This window comes from Photobacterium damselae (genome assembly GCF_003026815.1).
Taxonomy (GTDB): Bacteria; Pseudomonadota; Gammaproteobacteria; order Enterobacterales; family Vibrionaceae; genus Photobacterium; species Photobacterium damselae.
In genome coordinates, this window is the sequence record NZ_PYOG01000011.1 from 19278 (window position 1) to 41973 (window position 22696).

The 22696-nt window shown below is 41.2% G+C and carries 18 protein-coding genes and 1 tRNA gene; 1 reads left to right on the forward strand and 18 read right to left on the reverse strand.

The window, feature by feature from the left end; all coding sequences use genetic code 11:
- Nucleotides 1-10: 10 nt before the first annotated feature.
- The 12 genes from fdhD to CTN07_RS11695 all read right to left on the reverse strand — a co-directional run bounded on the left by fdhD (nt 11) and on the right by CTN07_RS11695 (nt 14011).
- Entirely contained in the window at nt 11-841 is an 831-nt protein-coding gene (fdhD, locus tag CTN07_RS11640; protein WP_005303936.1) for a formate dehydrogenase accessory sulfurtransferase FdhD, read from the reverse strand.
- A 32-nt stretch (nt 842-873) separates the two neighbouring features.
- Nucleotides 874-3093, reverse strand: a complete 2220-nt coding sequence (locus CTN07_RS11645; RefSeq protein WP_005303934.1) for a sigma 54-interacting transcriptional regulator — start codon at nt 3091-3093, stop codon at nt 874-876.
- 240 nt (nt 3094-3333) lie between these two features.
- The gene (gene fdhF, locus CTN07_RS11650) at nt 3334-5478 is read right to left on the reverse strand and encodes a formate dehydrogenase subunit alpha (RefSeq protein WP_107183712.1); all 2145 of its coding nucleotides are present in this window, start codon (nt 5476-5478) and stop codon (nt 3334-3336) included.
- Nucleotides 5479-5512: 34 nt separating this feature from the next.
- Complete coding sequence (locus CTN07_RS11655) at nt 5513-6058, reverse strand: 4Fe-4S dicluster domain-containing protein (RefSeq protein ID WP_005303927.1); 546 nt, start codon at nt 6056-6058, stop codon at nt 5513-5515.
- Between the two features lie 262 nt (nt 6059-6320).
- On the reverse strand, nt 6321-6860 hold the full coding sequence (hycI, locus tag CTN07_RS11660) for a hydrogenase maturation peptidase HycI (protein ID WP_080551759.1): 540 nt from the start codon (nt 6858-6860) through the stop codon (nt 6321-6323).
- On the reverse strand, nt 6857-7348 hold the full coding sequence (locus CTN07_RS11665) for a formate hydrogenlyase maturation HycH family protein (RefSeq protein ID WP_050787805.1): 492 nt from the start codon (nt 7346-7348) through the stop codon (nt 6857-6859). The genes hycI and CTN07_RS11665 overlap by 4 nt, the downstream gene beginning before the upstream one ends.
- A 9-nt stretch (nt 7349-7357) precedes the next feature.
- A complete protein-coding gene (locus CTN07_RS11670) occupies nt 7358-8221 on the reverse strand; it encodes an NADH-quinone oxidoreductase subunit B family protein (RefSeq protein ID WP_005303924.1) in 864 nt (287 codons plus the stop codon).
- The gene (locus CTN07_RS11675) at nt 8218-8766 is read right to left on the reverse strand and encodes a formate hydrogenlyase complex iron-sulfur subunit (protein WP_036765353.1); all 549 of its coding nucleotides are present in this window, start codon (nt 8764-8766) and stop codon (nt 8218-8220) included. The genes CTN07_RS11670 and CTN07_RS11675 overlap by 4 nt, the downstream gene beginning before the upstream one ends.
- 9 nt (nt 8767-8775) lie before the next feature.
- The gene (locus tag CTN07_RS11680; protein WP_005303922.1) at nt 8776-10521 is read right to left on the reverse strand and encodes a hydrogenase large subunit; all 1746 of its coding nucleotides are present in this window, start codon (nt 10519-10521) and stop codon (nt 8776-8778) included.
- 9 nt (nt 10522-10530) lie between these two features.
- On the reverse strand, nt 10531-11484 hold the full coding sequence (locus CTN07_RS11685; protein ID WP_005303920.1) for a respiratory chain complex I subunit 1 family protein: 954 nt from the start codon (nt 11482-11484) through the stop codon (nt 10531-10533).
- Nucleotides 11484-13400: a proton-conducting transporter transmembrane domain-containing protein gene (locus CTN07_RS11690; protein WP_107183713.1), complete on the reverse strand. Its 1917-nt coding sequence runs from the start codon at nt 13398-13400 to the stop codon at nt 11484-11486. Before CTN07_RS11690 ends, CTN07_RS11685 begins: the two co-directional genes overlap by 1 nt.
- 2 nt (nt 13401-13402) lie before the next feature.
- Complete coding sequence (locus tag CTN07_RS11695) at nt 13403-14011, reverse strand: 4Fe-4S dicluster domain-containing protein (RefSeq protein WP_036765914.1); 609 nt, start codon at nt 14009-14011, stop codon at nt 13403-13405.
- 287 nt (nt 14012-14298) lie between these two features.
- Between CTN07_RS11695 and CTN07_RS11700 the strand changes: the two genes are divergently transcribed.
- Nucleotides 14299-14949, forward strand: coding sequence for a YoaK family protein (locus CTN07_RS11700; RefSeq protein WP_005306404.1), 651 nt, complete (start codon nt 14299-14301; stop codon nt 14947-14949).
- Between the two features lie 60 nt (nt 14950-15009).
- Here the strand turns inward: CTN07_RS11700 and CTN07_RS11705 are convergent, their stop codons facing one another.
- From CTN07_RS11705 to CTN07_RS11725, 6 genes are all read right to left on the reverse strand, one after another.
- Entirely contained in the window at nt 15010-15408 is a 399-nt protein-coding gene (locus CTN07_RS11705; RefSeq protein WP_036765912.1) for a hypothetical protein, read from the reverse strand.
- 160 nt (nt 15409-15568) lie between these two features.
- Nucleotides 15569-17392: a selenocysteine-specific translation elongation factor gene (gene selB, locus CTN07_RS11710; protein ID WP_005306401.1), complete on the reverse strand. Its 1824-nt coding sequence runs from the start codon at nt 17390-17392 to the stop codon at nt 15569-15571.
- Nucleotides 17392-18819 carry an L-seryl-tRNA(Sec) selenium transferase gene (selA, locus tag CTN07_RS11715; protein WP_005306396.1) on the reverse strand — a complete coding sequence of 476 codons (1428 nt, stop codon included), beginning with the start codon at nt 18817-18819 and terminating at the stop codon, nt 17392-17394. The genes selB and selA overlap by 1 nt, the downstream gene beginning before the upstream one ends.
- 104 nt (nt 18820-18923) lie before the next feature.
- Nucleotides 18924-19015: transfer RNA gene (locus tag CTN07_RS22785), tRNA-Sec, on the reverse strand.
- Between the two features lie 264 nt (nt 19016-19279).
- Entirely contained in the window at nt 19280-19879 is a 600-nt protein-coding gene (locus tag CTN07_RS11720; RefSeq protein ID WP_005306393.1) for a hypothetical protein, read from the reverse strand.
- 382 nt (nt 19880-20261) lie between these two features.
- The gene (locus CTN07_RS11725) at nt 20262-22691 is read right to left on the reverse strand and encodes a GH92 family glycosyl hydrolase (RefSeq protein ID WP_005306390.1); all 2430 of its coding nucleotides are present in this window, start codon (nt 22689-22691) and stop codon (nt 20262-20264) included.
- Between the last annotated feature and the right edge of the window lie 5 nt (nt 22692-22696).

The following is a 22696-nucleotide window of genomic DNA, read 5'->3' on the forward strand; positions in this document are numbered from 1 at the left end:
TCATCACCACCTATAACATGCCAACGATTCGCTCACTATGACTATAAGCATCAGCACGACCATGACGACAATGCCCAACTAGAGTCACATTTAAACGCTCTGCTAAATCGACTGCCATCTTGGTTGCTGATGAGATCGCAAATAAGATCTCAACACCTGCTGATGCCACTTTCTGTACCATTTCAAAACTGGCACGGCTAGTAACTAATACTGCCCCACCCGATAATTGACGTTGGCTAATAAAGCCAACTAATTTATCCAGAGCGATATGACGACCCACATCTTCAAAAATTGCTTCAATGCAACCCTCAGGTGTTAAATACACCGCAGCATGAGCAGATCCTGTTAACTGATTTAGTTGCTGCTTAGCCAATAGTTGGGCTAACGCCGGTTCCAAATGGCAGAGATCAAATTCAGCGTGGGAAGTAACAGGAAGCAATGCTCGACAAACGGTATCAAGCTTCTCTTCTCCACAAATTCCACACCCAGTTAATCCGGCAAGAGAGCGGCGTTTTTGTTTTAAACGTAATAAGCAACGATTGGCAACAATCACATTAAGATCGATACCATTTTCCAGCTTGGTGATTTCAATGTCATGGATATCGCGATGGTGATCAATAATCCCTTCAGATAGAGCAAAACCAATAGCAAAATACTCTAAGTCATTAGGAGTACACATCATGACCGTGTAGGCCACCCCATTAAAAGCAACGGCAACAGGCATTTCTTCTATAATAAAATCCCATTCTCGATGCTCATCTTGTCCTTTTCGATAGCGAACAATGGAGCGTTCACAGCTGTTTGCAAAATCAATATCAGGCAATACTTCACAGGTATTCATGATAATTCCTTGGTTCAAAAACTCGAATGTGGTTAACGATAATCTTGACTACTGATACCCATTTTTTGCATACGAGATAGTAGAGTTGTTCGCTTTAAGCCCAGCATATTAGCCGCACCATTAGGCCCAGCAATGACCCCTTGGCACCGTTTTAATGCGTTGATGATCATGGATTGATCAACAATAGGTCTCACCTTTTTTACTTCATTTTTTGCCGCTGTATCGACAGAACAGACACTCTCTGAGCCCGAGCTTGTTAGATCATCAATTGATGCTACCTGCGGTAATTCTTGAGCCTGTTTAAGTGATGTCTTAGATAGTGATGCTTGGGATTCCATTTTTCTAGAATTTTGCACGATATGAGGTTGAAGCGAAATTAGCTCATCAACCGGAATATTCAGTACATGGCCTCGCGTTAAAATAACGGAACGTTCAACAAAATTATGCAATTCACGGACATTTCCAGGCCAAGAAAAACGTTGCATCAGTTCAAGATCACTCGCTGCAATTGCAGTGATTTTCTTACCCATTTTTTGGGCTAATTGACGAGCAAAATGTTTGACTAATAAAGGGATATCTTCAGCCCGCTGTCGAAGCGGAGGAACTTCAATCGGAAAAACATTTAACCGATAATAAAGATCATTACGAAACTGTTTGGCATCAACCATTGCCAGTAAATCAACATTAGTCGCAACAACAATACGAACATCAACGGAGATAAGCTGATTTTTACCTACTCGCTCGATTTCGTTTTCTTGTAACGCCCGTAATAACTTAGGCTGTAATTCAAGGGGCATATCTCCAATTTCATCTAAAAAGAGAGTCCCTTTATGGGCTTGCTCAAATCGACCAACCCGTTGGCTGATTGCTCCTGTAAATGCCCCTCTTTCATGACCAAACAGCTCGCTTTCAAACAAACCGGCAGGAATCGCGGCACAATTCATTTTCACCATTCGGGTTTTGCTACGTAAACTCATTTTGTGAATCGCACGTGCAATTAACTCTTTTCCTGTCCCCGATTCACCTAAAATCAATACCGTACTGTCACAACTGGCCACCATTGCAACTTTTTCCAGTACCTGATTCATTGCTTCACTTTGGCTAATAATGTCATCAAAAATCGCATGTTCATCATAGCTTTCTTCAATACTGACATACTGCTCTGTTTCGGTCCTTGGTAGTGTAGCTTGATGGGCCTTAATACTGTGCATTGCCAAAGCGACACGAGAGGCTATTTGCTGAACCAGCTCAATATCATACTGCTGATAATTGAGTGTTTCTCTTTTCATATAGCAGATATAACCAATAGTTAACCCACGAAAAACCATCGGAACAATACAAGCACTTTTTACTTTTGATGGAAAATAAGGACCATTTTCATCTTGGCGAATTTGTTCCAATTGGTTGTGATCAAGTAATACAGGTTTATTATTCTCTATTGCATGTTTAATCATTTTATCATCATTAAAAAAATGACAATGAAATTCAGTATTATTATTGTTTAACCCACAAAACATTTGCATATAATGATTATCTTGTAGCTGAATAATTGACAGCTCAGTCATAGCAAAATGTTGATAAAGAAAATGTAATAAAGAACTGATTAATTCTTTTTTTGTACTTTGACTAATAACCGTATTGGTAATATCGACTAATACTTGGAAGTTCTTTTTTTCATTACTTAATTGCTGTGTAAAATCAGAAGCAAGTTGATGTTCAATAATATGCTCTATCATGGCAGCGATCATATTATTAAACAGTTTAAATTGTCTCTCAGATTCAATACTGTCTGCTAATTTATGATTAATATACTCAATAGCACCTAATGGTTTACCTGCAATTAAAAGCGGTATTTTGCAGTATCGGTTTACATCATAGTAAGCAGGGTGGTCAACTAATTGAGGAAACGTCTGGTACAGTTCATGACCAGAGATATCATGATAATACTCACAAGAAGCAATCTTATGTAGCGCTAAAGAATGTTGATTATACTGATAATTTTTTTGTTCATTGCCGTTATCTAAAAAGTAAAGTGTTGGCGTATCATCAATATTATTTTTTAGTAGTAAATTAACCCTATCAACTTGAATAAATAGCAAATCTTCGTTATTTAAAAACGTCATTACGCCTGAAATATCGTTGATGGATAATAAGGCTTTTGAAAAACTCATCAAGTCGGCTTCAAAGCGTTCCATGGTACCATTAGCTCTTGCAGATAAATTGGCCCGAATAGCAAATAAAAATTCAAGCATTTGTAATACAATTCTCAAGCATTTTACTAACCAAGCATTGATCTGAATCAACCAAGCGGAAAACTCAATTCAATTCCACATAAAAAATGATGATATTTACTAATTTTCTTCTGACTTATAAGGCAAAGCTATTAATTACTCTTAATAATAATTAATAAGGTTCCAAAATAAAAAATAGCAATATTTTATCTTGGAAACCTTATTTCCATAAATGCGCCATTATTTAAGTAAAATAATTAGCTACGCATTAATTACATGATTACGTAATCGCGCTTTTAAATTACTGTATTCGGTTTGAACATAATTTTCTGCCCAAGATTGATCATCAATATGCTCAACTTTTACTGCACAATATTTAAACTCTGGCGTTTTTGATATGGGATCTAAATGCTCAATAGTTAGCTCATTACAAGCACCAATCCACCATTGGTAAGTCATGTAAACCACGCCTTTATTGACACGCTCATTATAGTTAGCTCTAGAGATAACTTTACCTCGGCGGGAAGATACCCAAACTAACTGCTGATCGGCAATACCTAACGCTTTAGCATCATCAGGATGCATCTGGACATAACCAGGTTCATCGGCCAACGTTTGTAAAGCAGCACAGTTACCTGTCATAGAGCGACATGAATAGTGACCAACTTCACGAACCGTTGAAAGTACTAGCGGATACTCAGCATCAGGTTGTTCAAGTGGAGCACGCCATTCTGCACCAATAAAGATCCCTTTACCTGATGGCGTACTAAACTGATTACCTTCAAATAAATACGATGTACCCGGATGATCCTCGGTTGGACACGGCCACTGAACCGATTTCAAATCAGCCATCTTATCGTAGGTAACACCAGCATAGAGCGGACATAGACTACGTAGCTCATCCCAAATCTCTTCAGTATTGTTGTACGACATAGGGTAACCCATGCGCGTTGCTAATAAGCTGAAGATCTCCCAATCGGGTTTCACATCACCCGTTGGTTTTACCGCCTTATAGAAACGTTGGAAACCACGGTCAGCACTGCTGTATACACCTTCGTGTTCTCCCCAACTGGTTGCAGGGAAAATCACATCAGCAAATTCAGCCGTTTGCGTCATAAAGATATCTTGAACAATCACTAACTCCATTTTACGCATAGTGTCGCGCATTGCTGCAAGATCGGCTTCCGTTTGTGCAGGATCTTCACCAAAGATGTAGAACGCTTTACAGATACCTTCTTCAACCTTGTGACCCATTTCCGTTAAGCGATAGCCAGGAGTTCCTGATAACGAAACACCCCAAGCTTGTTCAAACTTAGAACGTACGGCATCATCGGTAACGTCTTGATAACCAGGGAACTGATGCGGCAACATGCCCATATCACATGTACCCTGCACGTTATTTTGACCTCGAACTGGGCCACAACCCACACCACGACGACCAAAATTACCAGTTAGCAATGCAAGCCCTGCTAAGCCACGAACAACATCAACTGCTTGACCGTATTGGGTAACACCCATCCCCCACAAAATCATCGCTTCAGGCGCAGCAGCATAAGTACGTGCAGCTAAACGAATTTCTTGTGCAGTTAAACCTGTTACTTGTTCAACTGATTCTGGCGGATAGTGAGACGCTATTTCACGAAACTCGGCGAAGCCTTCAGTATGGTTTTGCACAAATTCCTTGTTGTAGAGCCCCTCTTCAATAATGACATTTGCTAACGCATTAACTAATGCCATATTCGAGCCATTATTTAGGGCTAACCATTGATCTGCAATACGAGCAGATTCAATCTTACGAGGATCACAAACAATGATCTTCGCCCCATTAGCACGAGCTTTTAAAATGTGTCTTGCTACAACCGGGTGAGAATCTGCCGCGTTGTAACCGAATATGAGTAAACATTTAGTATGTTGAATTTCGGGAATAGCGTTACTCATTGCGCCATTACCTACTGTTGTCTCCAGACCGGAGACTGATGGAGCGTGTCACACCCTAGCGCAGTGATCGACGTTATTAGTCCCTATGACCGCTCGCGCAAATTTCTGCATCACATAGTTAGCTTCGTTACCTGGACCACGAGCTGAACCTGTTGTCATAATGGCTTCTGGGCCATATTTCTTTTTGATTTCAAGTAGTTTTTCACTTGCAAAATCAATTGCTTCTTGCCAAGAAACCCCTTCAAGTTGAGCATCACGAGTGCGACGAATCATCGGCTGTTTTAAGCGTGGCGTTAATAGATTGGTATCGTTAAGAAAATCCCAGCCATAGTAACCTTTTAGGCACAACTGACCTTCATTTGTACGACCATCAGCAGGCTCTGCTGCGATCACTTTGTTATTTTCAACGACCAACTTTAGTTTGCACCCAGTACCACAGTAGGGACAAACAACAATGGACTTTTTCATACTAACCTTTGGTAGTAACGGTTATTAATTTATATCAGCGACAAATTGCAACGGCATTTAACGCAGCAGCTTCACGCTTTTGTTTACTGTCTTCAGTCAAAGTTTCTGACTCAATGATTCGAATTGCACCGGTCGGACACACCTGCACACAAGCAGGACCTTCTTCTCGGTGGTTACATAAATCACATTTTAGCGCTTGAGATTGAGGAACTTGACGTTTAAACAACGCAGACCCTTTTGTCTCTTCAACCATTTTTGTCACCACATTCATTGCGCCGTAAGGGCAAGCGATAACGCAAGTCTTACAACCAATACAACGTGACTGAATCACTTTGACAAAACCATCTTCTAAAACGATGGCGTTATTAGGACAAACCTGAGCACATGGCGCATCATCACATTGCCGACACATAACAGGGGTGGTCACATGAGCATTTTTCACCAAAGTAAGACGAGGCGAAAAATCTACAGCATTTAACCCTGCTACTGTGCTATCTGCTTGGTGAGAAATAACACACGCAACTTCGCAGGTTCGACACCCAATACACAGATTTGGATCTGCAAAAACAAACCGGTTCATGGTGGATCCTTTATTGATGTCGATACATCGCAATCAGTCAACTGTCACCGAGCTTACTGACTGCGATACCATATAAGCATGAGGCGTGCCAATTTATCAAACCAACAGAAATAAAATACAACTACATGAAAACAATCAGAAAAAATAAAAGCCCGAATCACTTCGGGCTTTTAGTGCAATGTCAGAAAAGACAATCTTATTCAATATTTTGCTGTCGACATATTTCGTCACAACACTTCGACACTGTCGATATTAACGATACTTACACATGTTCAAACCCGCCATCACCTTGCCAAACAGGAAGTACCTGATACAAGGTTGATACCGCATTTTGAACCATCTCAGTTAAGGGGGCTGAAAATGCGACAATCGCAGGCTGAATACCGACAAAGACAACCTCTGGCACAAAGGTTTTAAGTTCATCAATCAGAAAATTGAGCGGTAAGCTGTGTGTTGAGACGACATACATATCAACAATCGATTCAGGATCTATCACTCGAGTCGTTCCCGCTTCTTCGCCAATATCAGCCGCATCGACCACCAGCACACGATTCGGCTTTGCTTTTCGAATCAAATGTAAGCAATCTTCTGGCATTGAACCACCTTCAAGCACACTCCAATTATCAATCGGATTGGCTTTTAACATTGTGGCTAATAAAGGGCCCGCTCCATCATCACCCATCATCGAGTTACCCACGGTCAGTACGATATTATCAACGGTTAAATCAACATCATCATTACTGCACGCCGCTTCACCCCATAACGCAGCTGATAAATTAATTTGTTGTAAACCACCACTCATACGGCTTGCCCATTAGTGTCGTTATTACTAACCGCGGTTGGCTTTTTAGACTCGCCTCCACGGATCATAAGATACATAGTCGGCTCATGGTAAATCGCGCCGAGTGCCGCAATAAAACCTTGGGTTAATTGTTGAGATTTTTTATCTTGTTTTGAAGGTTCTAATCTATCAAAAGCAAGTGCCAGCATATTGATATGTTCAGGATAAATCGTAATTTCGCCAAACAAGAGAAAGCCTTGCATTTTTCGATACGCTTCACCTTCATGAGGTAAAGCATCAATCCATGTTTGATATTCTCTGCCGTCACAATCTAGTACTGATTTAAGACAATCGACCACACCTAAATGATGACCAATTGCCAAGCTGTAATACATGATCTGTTTCGCTTCTTCAGGCACATCATAGCTTTGATCAACAAACTTACGACTTAAGCTATAAAAATACACATGCCCTTCTAAATGGCGAGATTCAAGGGTGTTACGAGTCATCTCTCACCTCTACCCTAATAAGTCATTTTGAGCAGAACTAGAGCACGTTTTTTGGCACTGACTTGAACAAATGCTTGATGCTTGAGGGCCTGTACCCGTTAATGCCGCCATCGTTTTATTAAACAAAATATGTACAATTTCACAAAGTCGCGGGTCGTCCTTTTGCTCAAGATAGGTCTGGATATTACTATCTACGGTATCACTGTCGCTATTAGCTAAAATCTCTATTACTTCATCAGCAATACGTTGACCTTGAACATATCCTGCTAGCAAGCGAGCTTCGCGTTCGATCATCACTTTAAGATCAAGTGGAATACCTGTATGACGTAATGAAGCTTTAGTTTGATCGGGTTGATGCGTTTTAGACTTCAACTTTTGATCAAGAAGCCCCAAAGCAACCGCAAAGCCATAAATCGTTGCTGCAGGTGTTGGAGGACAACCAGGAATATAGACATCAACTGGAACAATTTTGTCTGTTCCGCCCCACACACAGTAGAGATCGTGAAAAATACCGCCATCGCAACCGCAGGCACCATAAGAGATCACAATTTTTGGATCGGGAGCCGCTTCATAAGCTCGTAAGGCGGGAGCTCGCATGGCACGAGTCACAGCTCCCGTAAACAGCAAGATGTCAGCATGACGAGGAGATGCAACCACTTTGATACCAAATCGTTCCGCATCAAAAACAGGAGTCGTTGCTGCAAAAATTTCAATTTCACAAGCGTTACACCCCCCACAGTCGACACGATAGACATAGGCGGAACGACGGATCTGCTTAATCAATGCATCTTTTAATTTCTGGCTATGAGGAGGCAACTCAACTGGAACCGTTTGAGTGTGAGCAGTACCAACTAACTGTTTAATACCTTTCATACGTCCTCCTCAATAAAACGTAGGTGGCTAATATTTTCACTATCTAACATATTATTTCGACGCCGACATTCAGGACAAGTTTCAAGCTGCTCACGGCGCTGTGTCAATTGGTCGGTAGGCACACCACTTAGCTCCAGTGTATCCAATACATACTCAAGCAGTTTACGGGCCACAAACGGTCTGCCACATTGGCTACAATCGGCCAGATCAAACGTTGCCGATTCATACAAATCCGCCTTATTAGTCACGGCTAACTCAAAATTTTGCGACAATTTAATGGCTTTTGTTGGGCACACTTCTTCGCAGCGCCCACAATAAATACAACGAGCCATCGACAGTTCCCAACGTCGAGTACCTGCTTGCTCATCGGTTTCCATAATCAGTGCATTTGCAGGACAAGCTCGCGTACATGCACCACAAGATAGACATTGATCAGCGTTTAATTCAGGTTTACCACGAAAATCTTGGCTCACTTCAAGAGGGGCAAATGGGTACTTAGTGGTTGCCTCCCCTGTTTTAAGTACCGTTTTTAATAACTTAAACACAAGGCCCCCTTAGATTTTAAATGGCGAATTTTTGCGATTGATACTGTATTGCTCAATCGCTTTATACGGCACGGTTTGGCTGCGTTTTTTCTTAGTATCAACAATAGTGACGCGGTCTGTGCATGAATAACAAGGATCTAAACTACCGATAATTAAAGGGGCATCAGCAACGGTGTTACCACGCAACATATAGCGCAATGTAGGCCAATTTGCGTATGTTGCAGCACGGCAACGCCAACGGAAGAGTTTTTGATTATCCCCGGTCATACTCCAGTGCACATTTTCCCCACGAGGCGCTTCAGTAAAGCCTAATGCAAACTTATTCGGAACATAGTTAAACCCTTCGGTTAAAATCGCCCCAGCAGGTAAGTTATCTAAACCAAACTCCACAATATTAAGAGCGTCAAACACTTCACGAATACGAACCATCACACGAGACTGCACATCGCCATTTTCCATGGTTTGCAGCTCAATCGGCACCTTACTGTAAGCTTCAAACTGCTGTCCATGGATGACACGAACATCACGTTTAAATCCAGTACCACGAATCAAAGGACCTACAGGGCTGTAATTACGAGCGATCTCTTTACTTAAAATGCCCACGCCACAAATACGGCTATCGATATTTGGCGTTGCTAATAGCATTTCAACCAGTTCGCTAAAGGATTGACGAACCTCTCGCACCATCGCAATACCTTTCGTACGCTGCTCTTTAAGAAAATCTCGGCGAACACCACCAATAAGGTTCATACCATAGGTTTTACGAGCGCCAGTTAACAGTTCAGCTAACTCCATGGTTTTTTCACGAATACGGAAAAACTGCATAAAGCCAGAATCAAAACCGACAAAGTGGCTAGATAGTCCAATGTTGAGCAAATGGCTATGCAGACGTTCAACTTCAAGCAGTACGGTACGAATCATCTTGGCACGAAATGGCACATCCACATCAAGTGCGTTTTCAATCGTATTGCTATACCCCACACTATGGGTAAAACCGCAAATACCGCACACGCGATCGGTTAATTGAGCGACCTCATGATAACCCATTCGTGTTTCTGCTAATTTTTCCATACCACGGTGGACATAAAACATGCGATAGTCAGCATCAACAATGTCTTCGCCATCAACAAACAAGCGGAAATGACCTGGTTCATCGGAAGTGATATGCAAAGGACCCACGGGCACAATACGGTTGCTATCGTTGCCTAATTGGTTATCAAACTGATAGGTTTCTGTCTCAGTTGTTGGTTGAGGACGCTGACGATAATCCATAGCGTCTTTACGTAATGGATGCAGATCTTCAGGCCAATCATCAGGGAGAACCAAACGACGTTCATCTGGTAATCCTACTGGATGTAAACCATACATATCCCGTACTTCTCGCTCCCCCCAAACCGCAGCCGGAATCGTGGGCGTAATTGAAATAAATTCTTGGCTTACAGGATCGACTAAAACTTTTACCGTTACCCAACTTTTCACTTCGCCTTCCATAGACAAAGCGTGATAAACCGCAAAGTGACCATTAAGAGAGCGTTCATCATTACCAAACGTTACAGTAAGCCAACCGCCTTGGTCGTAATAAAGCCACTTCATTACATCAACTAAAGCTGTCATTTTGACCGTAATCGTAACTTGGTTTTCGGTCTGCCACTCTTCATCTATGATGGCTGATGGGAAAAAATGATTCACGCCATCGACATAGTTTTTACCAATACGTTGGGGATTTATAGCTGTTTCAAATATAGAACTTGTCATTGTCGTGACTTACCAACCAAGAATAAAGAACAGCAGTGCGATCACTGCCACTAAGAACATCGGGAAAATAGCACGATGAATTTTCATAAAACGAAAACGTGCCATCGTATTTTCTGCAATCCCAGCAATTAAGAAGATCACAAAAAGCTTAATCAGCAAAATTACCGTTGCCGAGAACAGTCCAGTGAATGTCAAACTGCTGGCTTTACCCCATGGAATAAAAATCGCTAAAAAGAGCTGAGCAACAACAAGCTGTTTTAAGCCAAGACCCAGCTTAACAAGCGCAAGATTAGAACCAGAATATTCAGTAACAGGGCCCTCTTGCAGTTCTTGTTCGGCTTCTGCGCTATCAAACGGTAACTTACCCATCTCAATAAATAGAGCAAATGCACACACGATGCCGGCTAAAATTAAGGTTAAAGGCTGATGCCAAGTTTGAGTTGCCATGGCTCGACTAATATAACCAAGATCCGTTGTACCCATCGCGAGCGCCACCAGCAAAATAGCCAGAATAAGGATCGGTTCAACCAAAATTCCTAACGTGAGCTCACGGCTACTGCCTAAACCACCGAACATACTGTTAGAGTCAATGCCCGCAAGAGCAAAGAAAAAACGGAATATGGCTAATAAATAGATATCTGTGATCAAATCACCAGAGATCGGAAATGGTGATGTTTGGGTAACAGTAGGTAATGCCATTGCGATCAACAGCATAGTGATAATCAATACCCATGGCATCAGCCAAAAAATCATTCCAGCATTGCTTGGTGCAACTGACTGACGACGCAGCAACTTCATAATGTCGCGGTAATCTTGCAAGATACCAGGGCCTTTACGAGAGTGAATTTTCGCCCGTATAACACGAGAGAAACCGGTTACTAATGGAGTTAAAAGCAACATCAATAGCGCTTGAACCACAGCCAAGATGATCCATCCCGCTGATGGCATTTCTAATGGAGACATCAGTAACTTACTCCTGAAATAAATGGGAAGAAACCGATCACAAATAACGCCAGAACTACGCAGAAGACTTTCACTTTATGGCAGCTTAATTGACCATTTAGATCGACAAAGAAAGGCAAAACATAACGCTCTGTTAGGGATGTTTTAGGTCGATTATTGTAGATAAAACCAAACATCTGACGCATTGGTGCAGTAATACCAGCAGTTGAGACTGTCATGCGTTGTTCATATTGATAACCACAAGCCCAAGGATCGCCTTGTTGACGACGAGACACTCGATGACCACCAAAAATCATCAGCAATAAAGCAGGAACTAAGGTCAGTAACGCTAAAGCAATAGCAATAACTGGGGTAGAAAGGATGGCTTGCGTTGGAATCACAGGATATAACGCGGCACCAGAAGCAACGGGAACAGGCATTAAATTCAGCATAGATGAAGCAATCGCAGAGAAATAAGGAGCAATCCATGGCGAACCAACACCTAAGATAATACAAACGATCGCAAGACTTGATGTTGCCAGTGTCATTGCAGGCCCTACTTCTTTGGTATTGGCCGCTTGTTCTGATTTAGGCGCACCAGTAAAACACACACCATAAACCTTAACAAAACACATACAGGCTAAAGCACCGGTTAGCGCCAACATCACCATGCCAAATGGACCAAAGATTAAATTGGTGACACTGCCAGCTTTACCCAATGAAAATAGCGACTGATAGATAAACCATTCAGAAACAAAACCATTAAGGGGAGGCAAAGCACAAATGGCCATCGTACCAATCAAAAAGGCGAGAGCTGTCTTTGGCATGGTTTTACCCAAACCGCCCATTTGATCCATCTCTTTAGTATGCATGCGATAGACAATTGATCCCGAGCCTAGGCACAAGAGTCCCTTAAATACCGCATGATTTAGTAAGTGATATAGAGCCCCTAATAGACCAAGCAAGGCAATAACAGGATGAACTGTTGCAATACCTATCATTGCAACACCCACACCAATTAAAATAATGCCAATATTTTCAACGGTGTGATATGCCAATAGACGCTTGATATTGTGTTCGGCAAGCGCGTACATCACACCAAGAACCGATGACAATGCGCCAAAAATTAAGACGACAATACCCCACCAGAGCTGGCTTGCCCCTAGGAACATAATGCCAAACTTGATGATGCCATAAATGCCAAGCTTAACCATCACACAAGAGATTAAGGTTGAACTGTGAGATGGCGCTAGCGGGTAAATCTTTGGCATCCAGCCATGTAAACCAATACCAGCGGCTTTAATACCAAAGCCAAATAGCGCAAAAATAAAGGCCCAAGAAGCCGTTGTACCGGTAATTGGAGTCGCAACAAAAACGCTAAAATCAAAACTATGACTATGGCAAACTAAGATCAAAAACGCGACTAAAATGAATAAATTAGCAAGATGATCAACCACGAAATATTGCAGACCAGCTTTTCTGTTTGCTTCAGAACCGCCACTGACAACAAGCAGAACTGATGCCAGTGAAATGATCTCCACAAAAAACATAAAGACCATTACATTAGCAGCCACAACTAGGGCCGTCATGGCAGCAGCAAACAAGTTAAACAGTACACTGATTTTCCAACCGCCTTTACCAAGGTATTCCTGCAGATAATTAATGGAATAAATGGATGATGCGATGGTGACAATTGAAATAACACACACCATCAGGGCTGAAAGCATATCCATACTCGCCCAATGGTTGGTCATTAAGCTGATATTGCCAGATGTAATGGTGGTTAAACCCGCAAGCAACCCCAAAAAAGCAGAAAAGGCACTGACAAGGCCTGATAATTTCAATGTCTCTTGTTCGTGCTCTCGGCCATAAAAAGAAAAAATACTTGCGCCTAAATACCCCAATAGAGCAAGCAGGACTAAAACTAATGGATTCATGATTACAATTCTCCGCCTTGAACAACTGCTGAACTTTCTGCAGCTTGAGCGCGTTTTATTTGGCGAGCTTTAGCTATTTTCTCTTCATCAACCACCATAATGGCTTGCGTTGGACAAACTTGAGCACAAGCAGGCCCCTCATCACGAAAACCACACAAATCACATTTTACCGCGATGCTCTTAACACCCGGTTCCCAAGCGAGAATGTCTTGGCCAAAAGTACTTGGTATTGATGTTGATGGATTGCTAGAACGAGGAGTTGAAGGAATATAAATATCGTAGCTATTTGCCATCGCAATCGGACGACTACCATCAAAAGCAATCGCGCCAAATGGACAAGCAACAGCGCACAAAGTACAACCGACACAAAGAGTTTCATTTAATAAAACCCGATCATCTTGTTTCGTGATCGCTTGTACCGGACAAACGGCCGCACAAGGGGCATCCTCACAGTGACGACACATCACAGGAGCGGTGGCATCATTTTGTTTGACAACCGTTAAACGAGGGTGGCTCTGTAACCCCTCTTGTTTATGAACGGTTGAACATGCTGCCATGCAGGTCCCGCAGCCTATGCACTTTTCGGGATCGGCGATAACAAAGCTTTTCATGGCTCTACCAGTTAATCGTAAAAAGCCCCAATAAAGCAACATCTATGCCAGCAAAGAATAAACTGTATTTTATGTTTTTATTCAATTAATTAGATAAAATCTATTCCTTGCTTTGTCTAACCCCATGTCAATAACAAGGTAATTAGAGTGTCGATAGATTTTTCGACACTCATTTCGACACTCATTTCGACACTCATTTCGACATAAATTAAACTCTTATTCTATGCTTACAAAAAATATAAACTTAAATACTTTTTCTAATGGTACGAATAACAACAATGAATCCCATGCTAAAAAAACAACTATTAACGTTAATGCCGTTTTATTTGCTCTTTATTGCAGGAATTGTCGATGTAATTGGTTTTTTGCATCTAAAAAATGGCTTATTTGTCTCTTTTATGAGTGGTAATACAACCCATGTCGGGATCTTACTTAATGAACCAAGTAATCCACTCATTTGGCACTATGTAGGAGTGATTGGACTGTTTGTCTTTGGAGCCATGATAGGAGAAATGTTGGCCCTAAGTGCTTTTCGCTACTATCGCTGTATTATTATGGCAATCGTCGCTCTACTATTGAGTATTACAGCATTAATTACCAATCATACCGCCCCAATTGTGACCAATTTTGTTTTAAGCTTTGCCATGGGCATTCAAAATATCGCGCTACGAGCAACTATAGATAAAGCCACGGCTCTCACCTATGTTACCGGCTTTCTTGTTAATACTGGACGTTCATTGGCGCTTCTACTGATGGGGCATCGGGAACAAAGTGCTTTTTTTCGGCACTTATTGTTGTGGTTATCCATTTTTCTCGGTGCGATTACGGGAGCGAAAGTAATGACAGGCTCCTTAACGATAGCGCTGATTACGCCAATTGTATTATCTCTAATAGCAACAGTGATATTGTATTGGACTCATGAATTGGCAGATGCTTAAGGAAAAAATAAAACCATAAGCCAGTTTGTTATAACTTCACCAGCTTATGGTTTATGGTGTTTACTGACTCACAGCGGGAGCTGCGGTTGAAGGTTCCACAGGAGCTTGAACTTCTACAGCTTGTGGCTGTGCAGTTGGTTCAGCTGTTGTTTGAGTCATAGATTTATGAGAAATGGACTCATCAGAGCTAGCTGCAGTGCACGGTATTCCCAAGCTCGTTAGTTTTTCAGCAAAAGCTTGGGCTTTAGTTTCACAATACCCCTTTTCATGACTGGCTTGCCACAGCACCTCAGTTCCTGAAGCCTTTGTGTAATGTACTTCACACGGTACAGAGCTATCAGGGTTTGTGTATACAACTTCAATAACACGCTCACTATTACCACTTTTACAGACGTACTTATCTTGAGCCTGTGCCTGAAAAGCGAAAATGGATAACGCGACCAATAACAGTGCTTTCATTCTTACTACTCCTAAATAGCAGTACCTTAACGACTTGGCGACTTAATGGGTATCTTACTCAGTATAATATGACTGGAAGCTGAATATTCCACAGTGAAGTCCCTTGCAAATACCCATTAAGCATACGTCAATTTCAGCTCATACGAATAGTAATTTATGGTTAACTCTGCCATATCTTTAAAATCACTCGCTCATCACCATCTCGGCGAACCCAACCATCTTTTTCCATGCGGTTTGCAAGCGGAATGGAATACTTACGGCTAAGTTCGGTACGATCTTTAATCTCCCCCATTGAGATCCGATCATACACTTGGTGGCCAGCGAGAATCTCTTTAACCAAATTATGATACAAACCCATATCAAAATAGATCGTATCATCTAAAGCAGTAATGTATTTTTGATGACTAAGCTGACGTAACCACTTTTTCCCTCCGGCGACCGTCACTTTATTTAACTCTAAGCCAGCCTTACCAAACTGACGGATTTGCTGCAAAATCACCAAAGCTTCAGCAGGAAGATCATCTTCATTATCTCCAGCGCCAAAGCGCCATTTCCCATAGCTAAGGTGTACTTTCTGTTGCTGTTTAAGGTGCTGCATAATGGTATTAACCACCGCATCATCTAGCTTAAATCGTGAACTCAATTCATTGGTCGCCATTGCATCACCATCTTGCAATAGCGTTAATACATTTTGTATCCACGCATCTAGCCAATGGGAAGCAAAACAGTATGGCGCCAGATAAGTTTGATCACAGGTTGGGATATATTCACCCTCACTGCTATCAACAATCGGTTCAAAATAGCCTTGTAAAGTGAGTCGCAGCTGGCGTTGATGCTCAATATTTAAATCTACAGGCAAGGCATCTAGAGCCTGATATAACGCTCGCTTTTGATGACCTGCAATAAAGTCATGCCACACAACTTCACCGCCATGCATTAAGCGACTGCCACCTTTTTGAATCAGAGCCAAACGCTGACCAAAAAAGAGAGGAATCGGATGGTTAAACACCACTCGAGCTAATTGAGTCTGTGGCAAGTAGCTGACTTTCGCTACCCCATGCCATGTCCCGATAGCGGCCTCAACTTGCCGCTGTTTTTTCTCTTTTAATTTTGCATCATTTTTATTAATCCGGATGATGCATTGATCAGCTAAAGTCATCGTATCATTTGCACTGACAACAAGATGGCCTCGACCAATATCTTTACGACTTACGCCTTTTATATTAAGTGCTACGCGACAGGTCCCGGAGATCGTCTGTAAACTTTGATGGTATGCTTGGATGGAACGAACCGTACCAACAATCCCTGATGGATAACAACGCACTTTATCACCTAGATTAATGGTACCGTGAGCTAACGTGCCAGTTATCACAGTGCCAATGCCATTAACCACAAACGCTCGGTCTACATACAGTTGTAGCTGCGAAGAAATTGTCGATTGCGCCGCTAAACTCTCATTGACGGTTGAAATTAATAACTGACGTAACGTAGAAATATTATCATGATTAAGTGCTGAAACCGCCACTATCTCTGGCAACAATCCAGTCAGATCCATCACATTATCTAAAGCTTGATCCTCAATATCAGCCAATTGACTGGCATCTACTTTGTCTTTTTTATTGATACAAACAACAATGTGCTCTATTCCCATCGCATGGGCAACTTGAACATGAGAAGTGGTCATTGGCATCCACCCCTCATCTGCAGCAATAACCAGTAATAACACATTTAAGTGCCAGACCCCTGCAACCATATTTCGCAAATACCGCTCATGTCCTGGCACATCAACCACACCAATGGTATTACCGCTGTCATCTTGAAAGTGAGCAAAGCCTAAATCTTGTGTCATACCCAAGGCTTGTTCATGAGCTCGCGCGGTCATCATGCCCGTTAATGCTTGAATCAGTGCTGTTTTACCATGATCAACATGGCCTGCTAATCCGATAACGGCTTGGTAAGGAACCGATGAATTTGACGCAACCATTACAACGTCTCCTTGTGGGTCTTTGTTTTATGAACATTAAATTGAGCGATATAGCTATCCAACTGCTGGATAAAAATATCTATATCATGTGGTAATAAGGTAGCGACATTTAAGATCAATTGATTACGGTTAAGATAGCCAATAATAGGCACAGCAAAAGAGCGTAACGCCTCAAGATGTTGTTGTGCTTTTCCGGGTAATGTAAGAGTTAAGCCCAGACAAGGATAGGTCTCAGTTGGGATGGAGCCGCCCCCTACTTGCATTTGCAACTCTGTTATACAACTAAATGGTTTCCAGCGTTTTGCTAATTGCTCGGCAAGGTGCTTTTTCTCTGCTAATGCTTGCAGTGTGCGCTCAGCAATCCCTTTGCCACTCTCTTTCTTATTTAGCTTATCGATCAATAATTGTTCAAGTAACGACAAAACAATACGGCTGCTTCTAAATGCTCGCATCATAGGATTTTTACTTAGCCGCAGACACAGAGCTTTATCTCCTGCAATGATCCCAGCTTGTGGGCCGCCCAGTATTTTGTCGCCCGAAAAACAGACCAGATCTGCGCCCATTTTTAGATAGGTTTGCAGAGCGGTTTCACTTTGAGCATAACTTTCACTTGAAAGCCCGGAACCTTGATCGACCACCAGAGCAATATGTTCCGGTAAACGCTTAGCAACATCAGAAATATCAGGAGATTCTGTAAAACCTTGCATAGAAAAATTAGATTGGTGGACCATCAACACCATGGCAGTATTTTCAGTAATCGCATTAATGTAGTCATCACTGGTCGTAATATTGGTTGTTCCAACTTCGACCAAAGTGCATCCAGATAACGCTAAAATATCAGGAATACGAAAACCACCGCCAATTTGAATTTGCTCACCCCGGGAAACAATCACTTCTTTTCCTGCAGCTAAACCATGTAACGCCAGATAAATAGAGGCCGCATTGTTATTAACCACAACACACTCTTCAGCACCTAACCAACTGTGAACTAGACTCGATAATAAACCGTTACGTTCTCCGCGCTTACCATCACTTAATTTCAATTCTAGATTCGAATAACTGGTATTGAGTTCACTAACTTGTTGCCATAATTGTTGGTGTATCGGTGAGCGGCCAAGGTTGGTATGCACAGCAATACCCGTTGCATTAATCACACGCTGCTGACGTTGTTCTCTTATGATCTGACAACGTTGCCTAACCAATTGGTTAATATCAAAAGCCGCAACGCCTTGAGCTTGAAATTGAGAGTCGAGACGAAGTTTAGCAAATAGCGTACGAATGATATCGGTAACAACAGGACGACTGAGTTGCTCAATATATATCTGAAACTCAGCTTGTTGCAGCAGTTTTTCTACTTGGGGTAAACGAAAATTAGGCTTTGATGTAATAGGGGGAGATTTTACATCGGGCTCTGAATAGAGAGTCACGGCACGTATCCTTTGCTGGTTTTAGACAACACGAACCAAGCCAAATAATCAGCTTAGATGTCTTGTTCAATGACATTGATAAAACCATTTATACGCGCGTGAAATGGCGGAAGAGGCAGGAATCGAACCTGCCAAAGCATATACTGCTCACATCGGTTTTGAAGACCGAGAAGGCCACCAGACCTCATCTCATTCCAAATTCCCGCAAAAGATATAGGGATTTGGCCTCTTTTTTATTGATCTAACGCATTTATCATACAAAAATAATGGAATTGAATATTTCATTATAGAGCGAAACACTTTTTTGCTATCAAACCATATCTTTGTTTCTACTTAAAGCTAATCATATCCTCAAGCAACACTATTGCCAGTCTTGTTATATCTTACCGCTTAGAATTATGTCCAAATGATTTGTTATAAAGATTTGGACATAATTAAATCATTTTACATCTAATCAATATTATGTATTACGATATTTTTCCCATATCTTATCAAGGTAAATTTCGCCGACTCTATGTCCATAACTACTGGTTTCATGTTTATTTAAAGAATTATATAAAGTTGCTACTCTTACTACACAGGGTTCATTAAGTCTTAACGCAATTCGTTTTAAGACTACCGCCGCTAAATGAACTCGCGCCATTTCAGAATATTTAATATCTTCCATCGAATAACCTAATTGATGCACGATGGGTTCCCAAAGCTGATAATTAATATTAATAGGGAATGGGTTTGGATGAGATCGATGAAAAGGGTTTGAGTGACAATTTCGCGTTTCCATATATATGATCGCTTTCAACAAATTCTCATCAATCCCGACACTATTAGCAATATCATCAATAAAATCAAGAACACTACAATCAAAGCCATAACACTCATAGGCCGTAATCCAATTTTTATAGTAACTGGACATTTCTACCGTAAAAAGAGCAGTTCTATCATTATTGATAACATTCACTCGATGTTGATAAATAGTAATATTCGTCAACTTCATTTTTGTATTTGAGGAAAGTAAAAATTTTTCTTTGAAATTATGAGGAGTAATTTTAACTCTAGCCATAAATTATAACCTACTGCTACCTTATTGTTATTTTGCGCAGGAATTATAATTCATAATATTATTAGTCAATTTTATACTATCTATTTTTTACTCATATTTAACAGCGTTTATAAATTATGCATTAATTATCCTATAAACTATTATTTAATGATAAATATAACAATTAAATCTTTACACTAACTTACAAATAAATCGATCGACATTATTGTTTTATAAATATAAATGACAAAATTAACGATATTTAAATACGGTATATAGATTAATCTAAGTGAGTTATCTCATCCCACTTAAACTGAAAAGTGGTGTAATACCCAAGCGACTAAGTTAAGTTGCACTCACAATACTGTGTATCTTAACGTCGCTTGGGTATAGGGTAAGAGGATTAGTTAGGCTTTTGATCTGTCATCACAAACCGTAGTTCACCACCAGCTTTAATGTCACTGTGGTTAAAGAAAACACCATCCGTTAACGGCTTGCCATTAATACTAACCGATTGAACATAGTAATTATCATCACTATTATTTTCAGCAATCACTTTAAAGACGCCGCCTTTGACAGGAATATCGGCTTCATCAAACAGTGGGCGGCCGATAGTATAAACCGTACTGCCTGGTGACACTTGATAGAAACCTAAAGCACTCATTACATACCATGACGACATTGCTCCAACATCTTCATTGCCAATAATGCCATTAGGCAAAGTGGTATAGAAGGTATCTAAGATATAATCGACATACTCTTGGGTTTTCCACGGCTCAGATGTGTAGTTATATAAATACGCTACGTGATGGTCAGGCTCATTACCATGAACATATTGACCAATTAAGCCCGTCATATCTGCAGTACCTTCTAGAGGTTTTGCATTAAATAGTGCGTCTAGATTGCTTAAAAACGCCGCTTCTCCCCCCATAACGTATTTCAGACCATTGATGTCATGAGGAACAAACCATGTCCATTGCCACGCATTACCTTCAGTATAATTTCCCGTTTCATGAACCGCGTTATAAGGGTCAAAAGGAGTGCTCCAACTGCCATCACTCATAATTGGGCGCATAAAACCAGTACTGTTATGTTCGGCATAACGTGCTGGATTATGATCAAAATAACGTTTATAAGCCTTTGAGCGCTTCATATATTCAAGATAAATAGCATCGCTTCCGGCCAGCTTAGCCATCTGAGCAATACACCAATCATAATAAGCATTTTCTAAACCATAAGAGACCGACTCTGTCGTGCCATTGATCAAGTTGCCTTCACCATCGCGCTCTACAGCCGGGGCAAATCCTAACTCGGCAATATATTTAATATGTGGAGTTAGAACCTTATTGAGCAAACCTTGATGCCAGTGTTGAAAATCTTCTGGATGATAGTTAGAACTAGCAAGGGCCGCTGCAAGTGCATCTTTACGCTCTTGATCGCTGAAAGATTCTGGATATTTGATCATCGCATCGGCAATGATCGAAACCGCAGGGTATCCCACCATAGTGCCACTGTAATCACCATGTAATTCCCATTTAGGCAGTAATCCACCTTCTTGCTGCTTTTTAATTAAGTTCTTAGCGTACTCGACCGCACGTTCAGGCTCGGTAATGGTTTTTAATGGGTGTAAAGAACGAAACGTATCCCACATTGAATAGACCGAATAGTTTGTCTCTCCTTCACCATTGGTAAAGTTCTGAACTTGTGTACCATCGGCCATCCCTCGATATTGCCCATCAACATCTTGGTGAATCATGGGTGCTATTTTGGTGTGATACAATGCGGTATAGAAGATCTCTTTTTGATCTGCACTACCACCTGTGACTTTAATATCATTTAATGATTCAGCCCACTTCTGCTTAGCTTGCTGTTTGGCTTGATCAAAAGTGATATTTGCTTCTTGCTGATAGTTTTTCTCAGCGCCTTCAGTGCTAACCGGAGAGAGTGCAACTTTTGCAACAACAGGTTCATTACTTGGTTCAAACTCAATAAAGGCAGTGACATCGGCTTGGATACGGCGTTTTTTACCTGCATCATCGGTTACAATGCGGGAAATACTTTCTGCGCTATTTCCTTTAACGGGCTCGCCTTCAACCGTTAATTGAATAGACTTAATTTTGCGGTCAAACTTTGCGTAAAAATACACGCGCTGATTCATCGACCAGCCACCAAAACCGTGACTATCTCGCTCACCTATAATGGTGTAATCATCAATAATGGTGATCTTATTACGCATACTCTTACTACCCCAGTCGGTATTGAGCGTAGTATTTAAATCAACTTTAAGCTGCTGAGGTTGGTCTGGAGCAAATGTGTAGCGATGAAAACCAACACGTTCTGAAGCGGTAAGTTCAACCTTAATGTCTGACTCATCGAGTGTTACTTGATAAAAACCAGCTTGAGCAACCTCATTCACTTTAGCAAACGAAGCTTTTTCACTTTGGTTATCATGGCTAAATGGCAGAAACGAAATATCACCTAAACCGCCAATCCCTGTACCAGAAAGATGGGTATGACTAAATCCATATAAGGGAAGATCCTTATCTATAATCGTGCCTTTGGTGTAATCACTTGGATCGTGATAACCCGACGAAGAGTGCCAACCAGTTAATTGAGTATCTGGTGATAATTGCACCATACCAGAAGGCACAACTGCCCCTGGGAACGTATGCCCTGCATCTGCAGTTCCAATTAACGGATCGACATATTGCAATACACTCTGATCGATCGGAGTTTCGATATTATCTTTACCATCAAACGTCGAATTATCCGAATTACAGCCGCTTAATACCAAAGCGATCGCAGCCGTTAATGGTAGCAGTTTTAGTGACATAATTT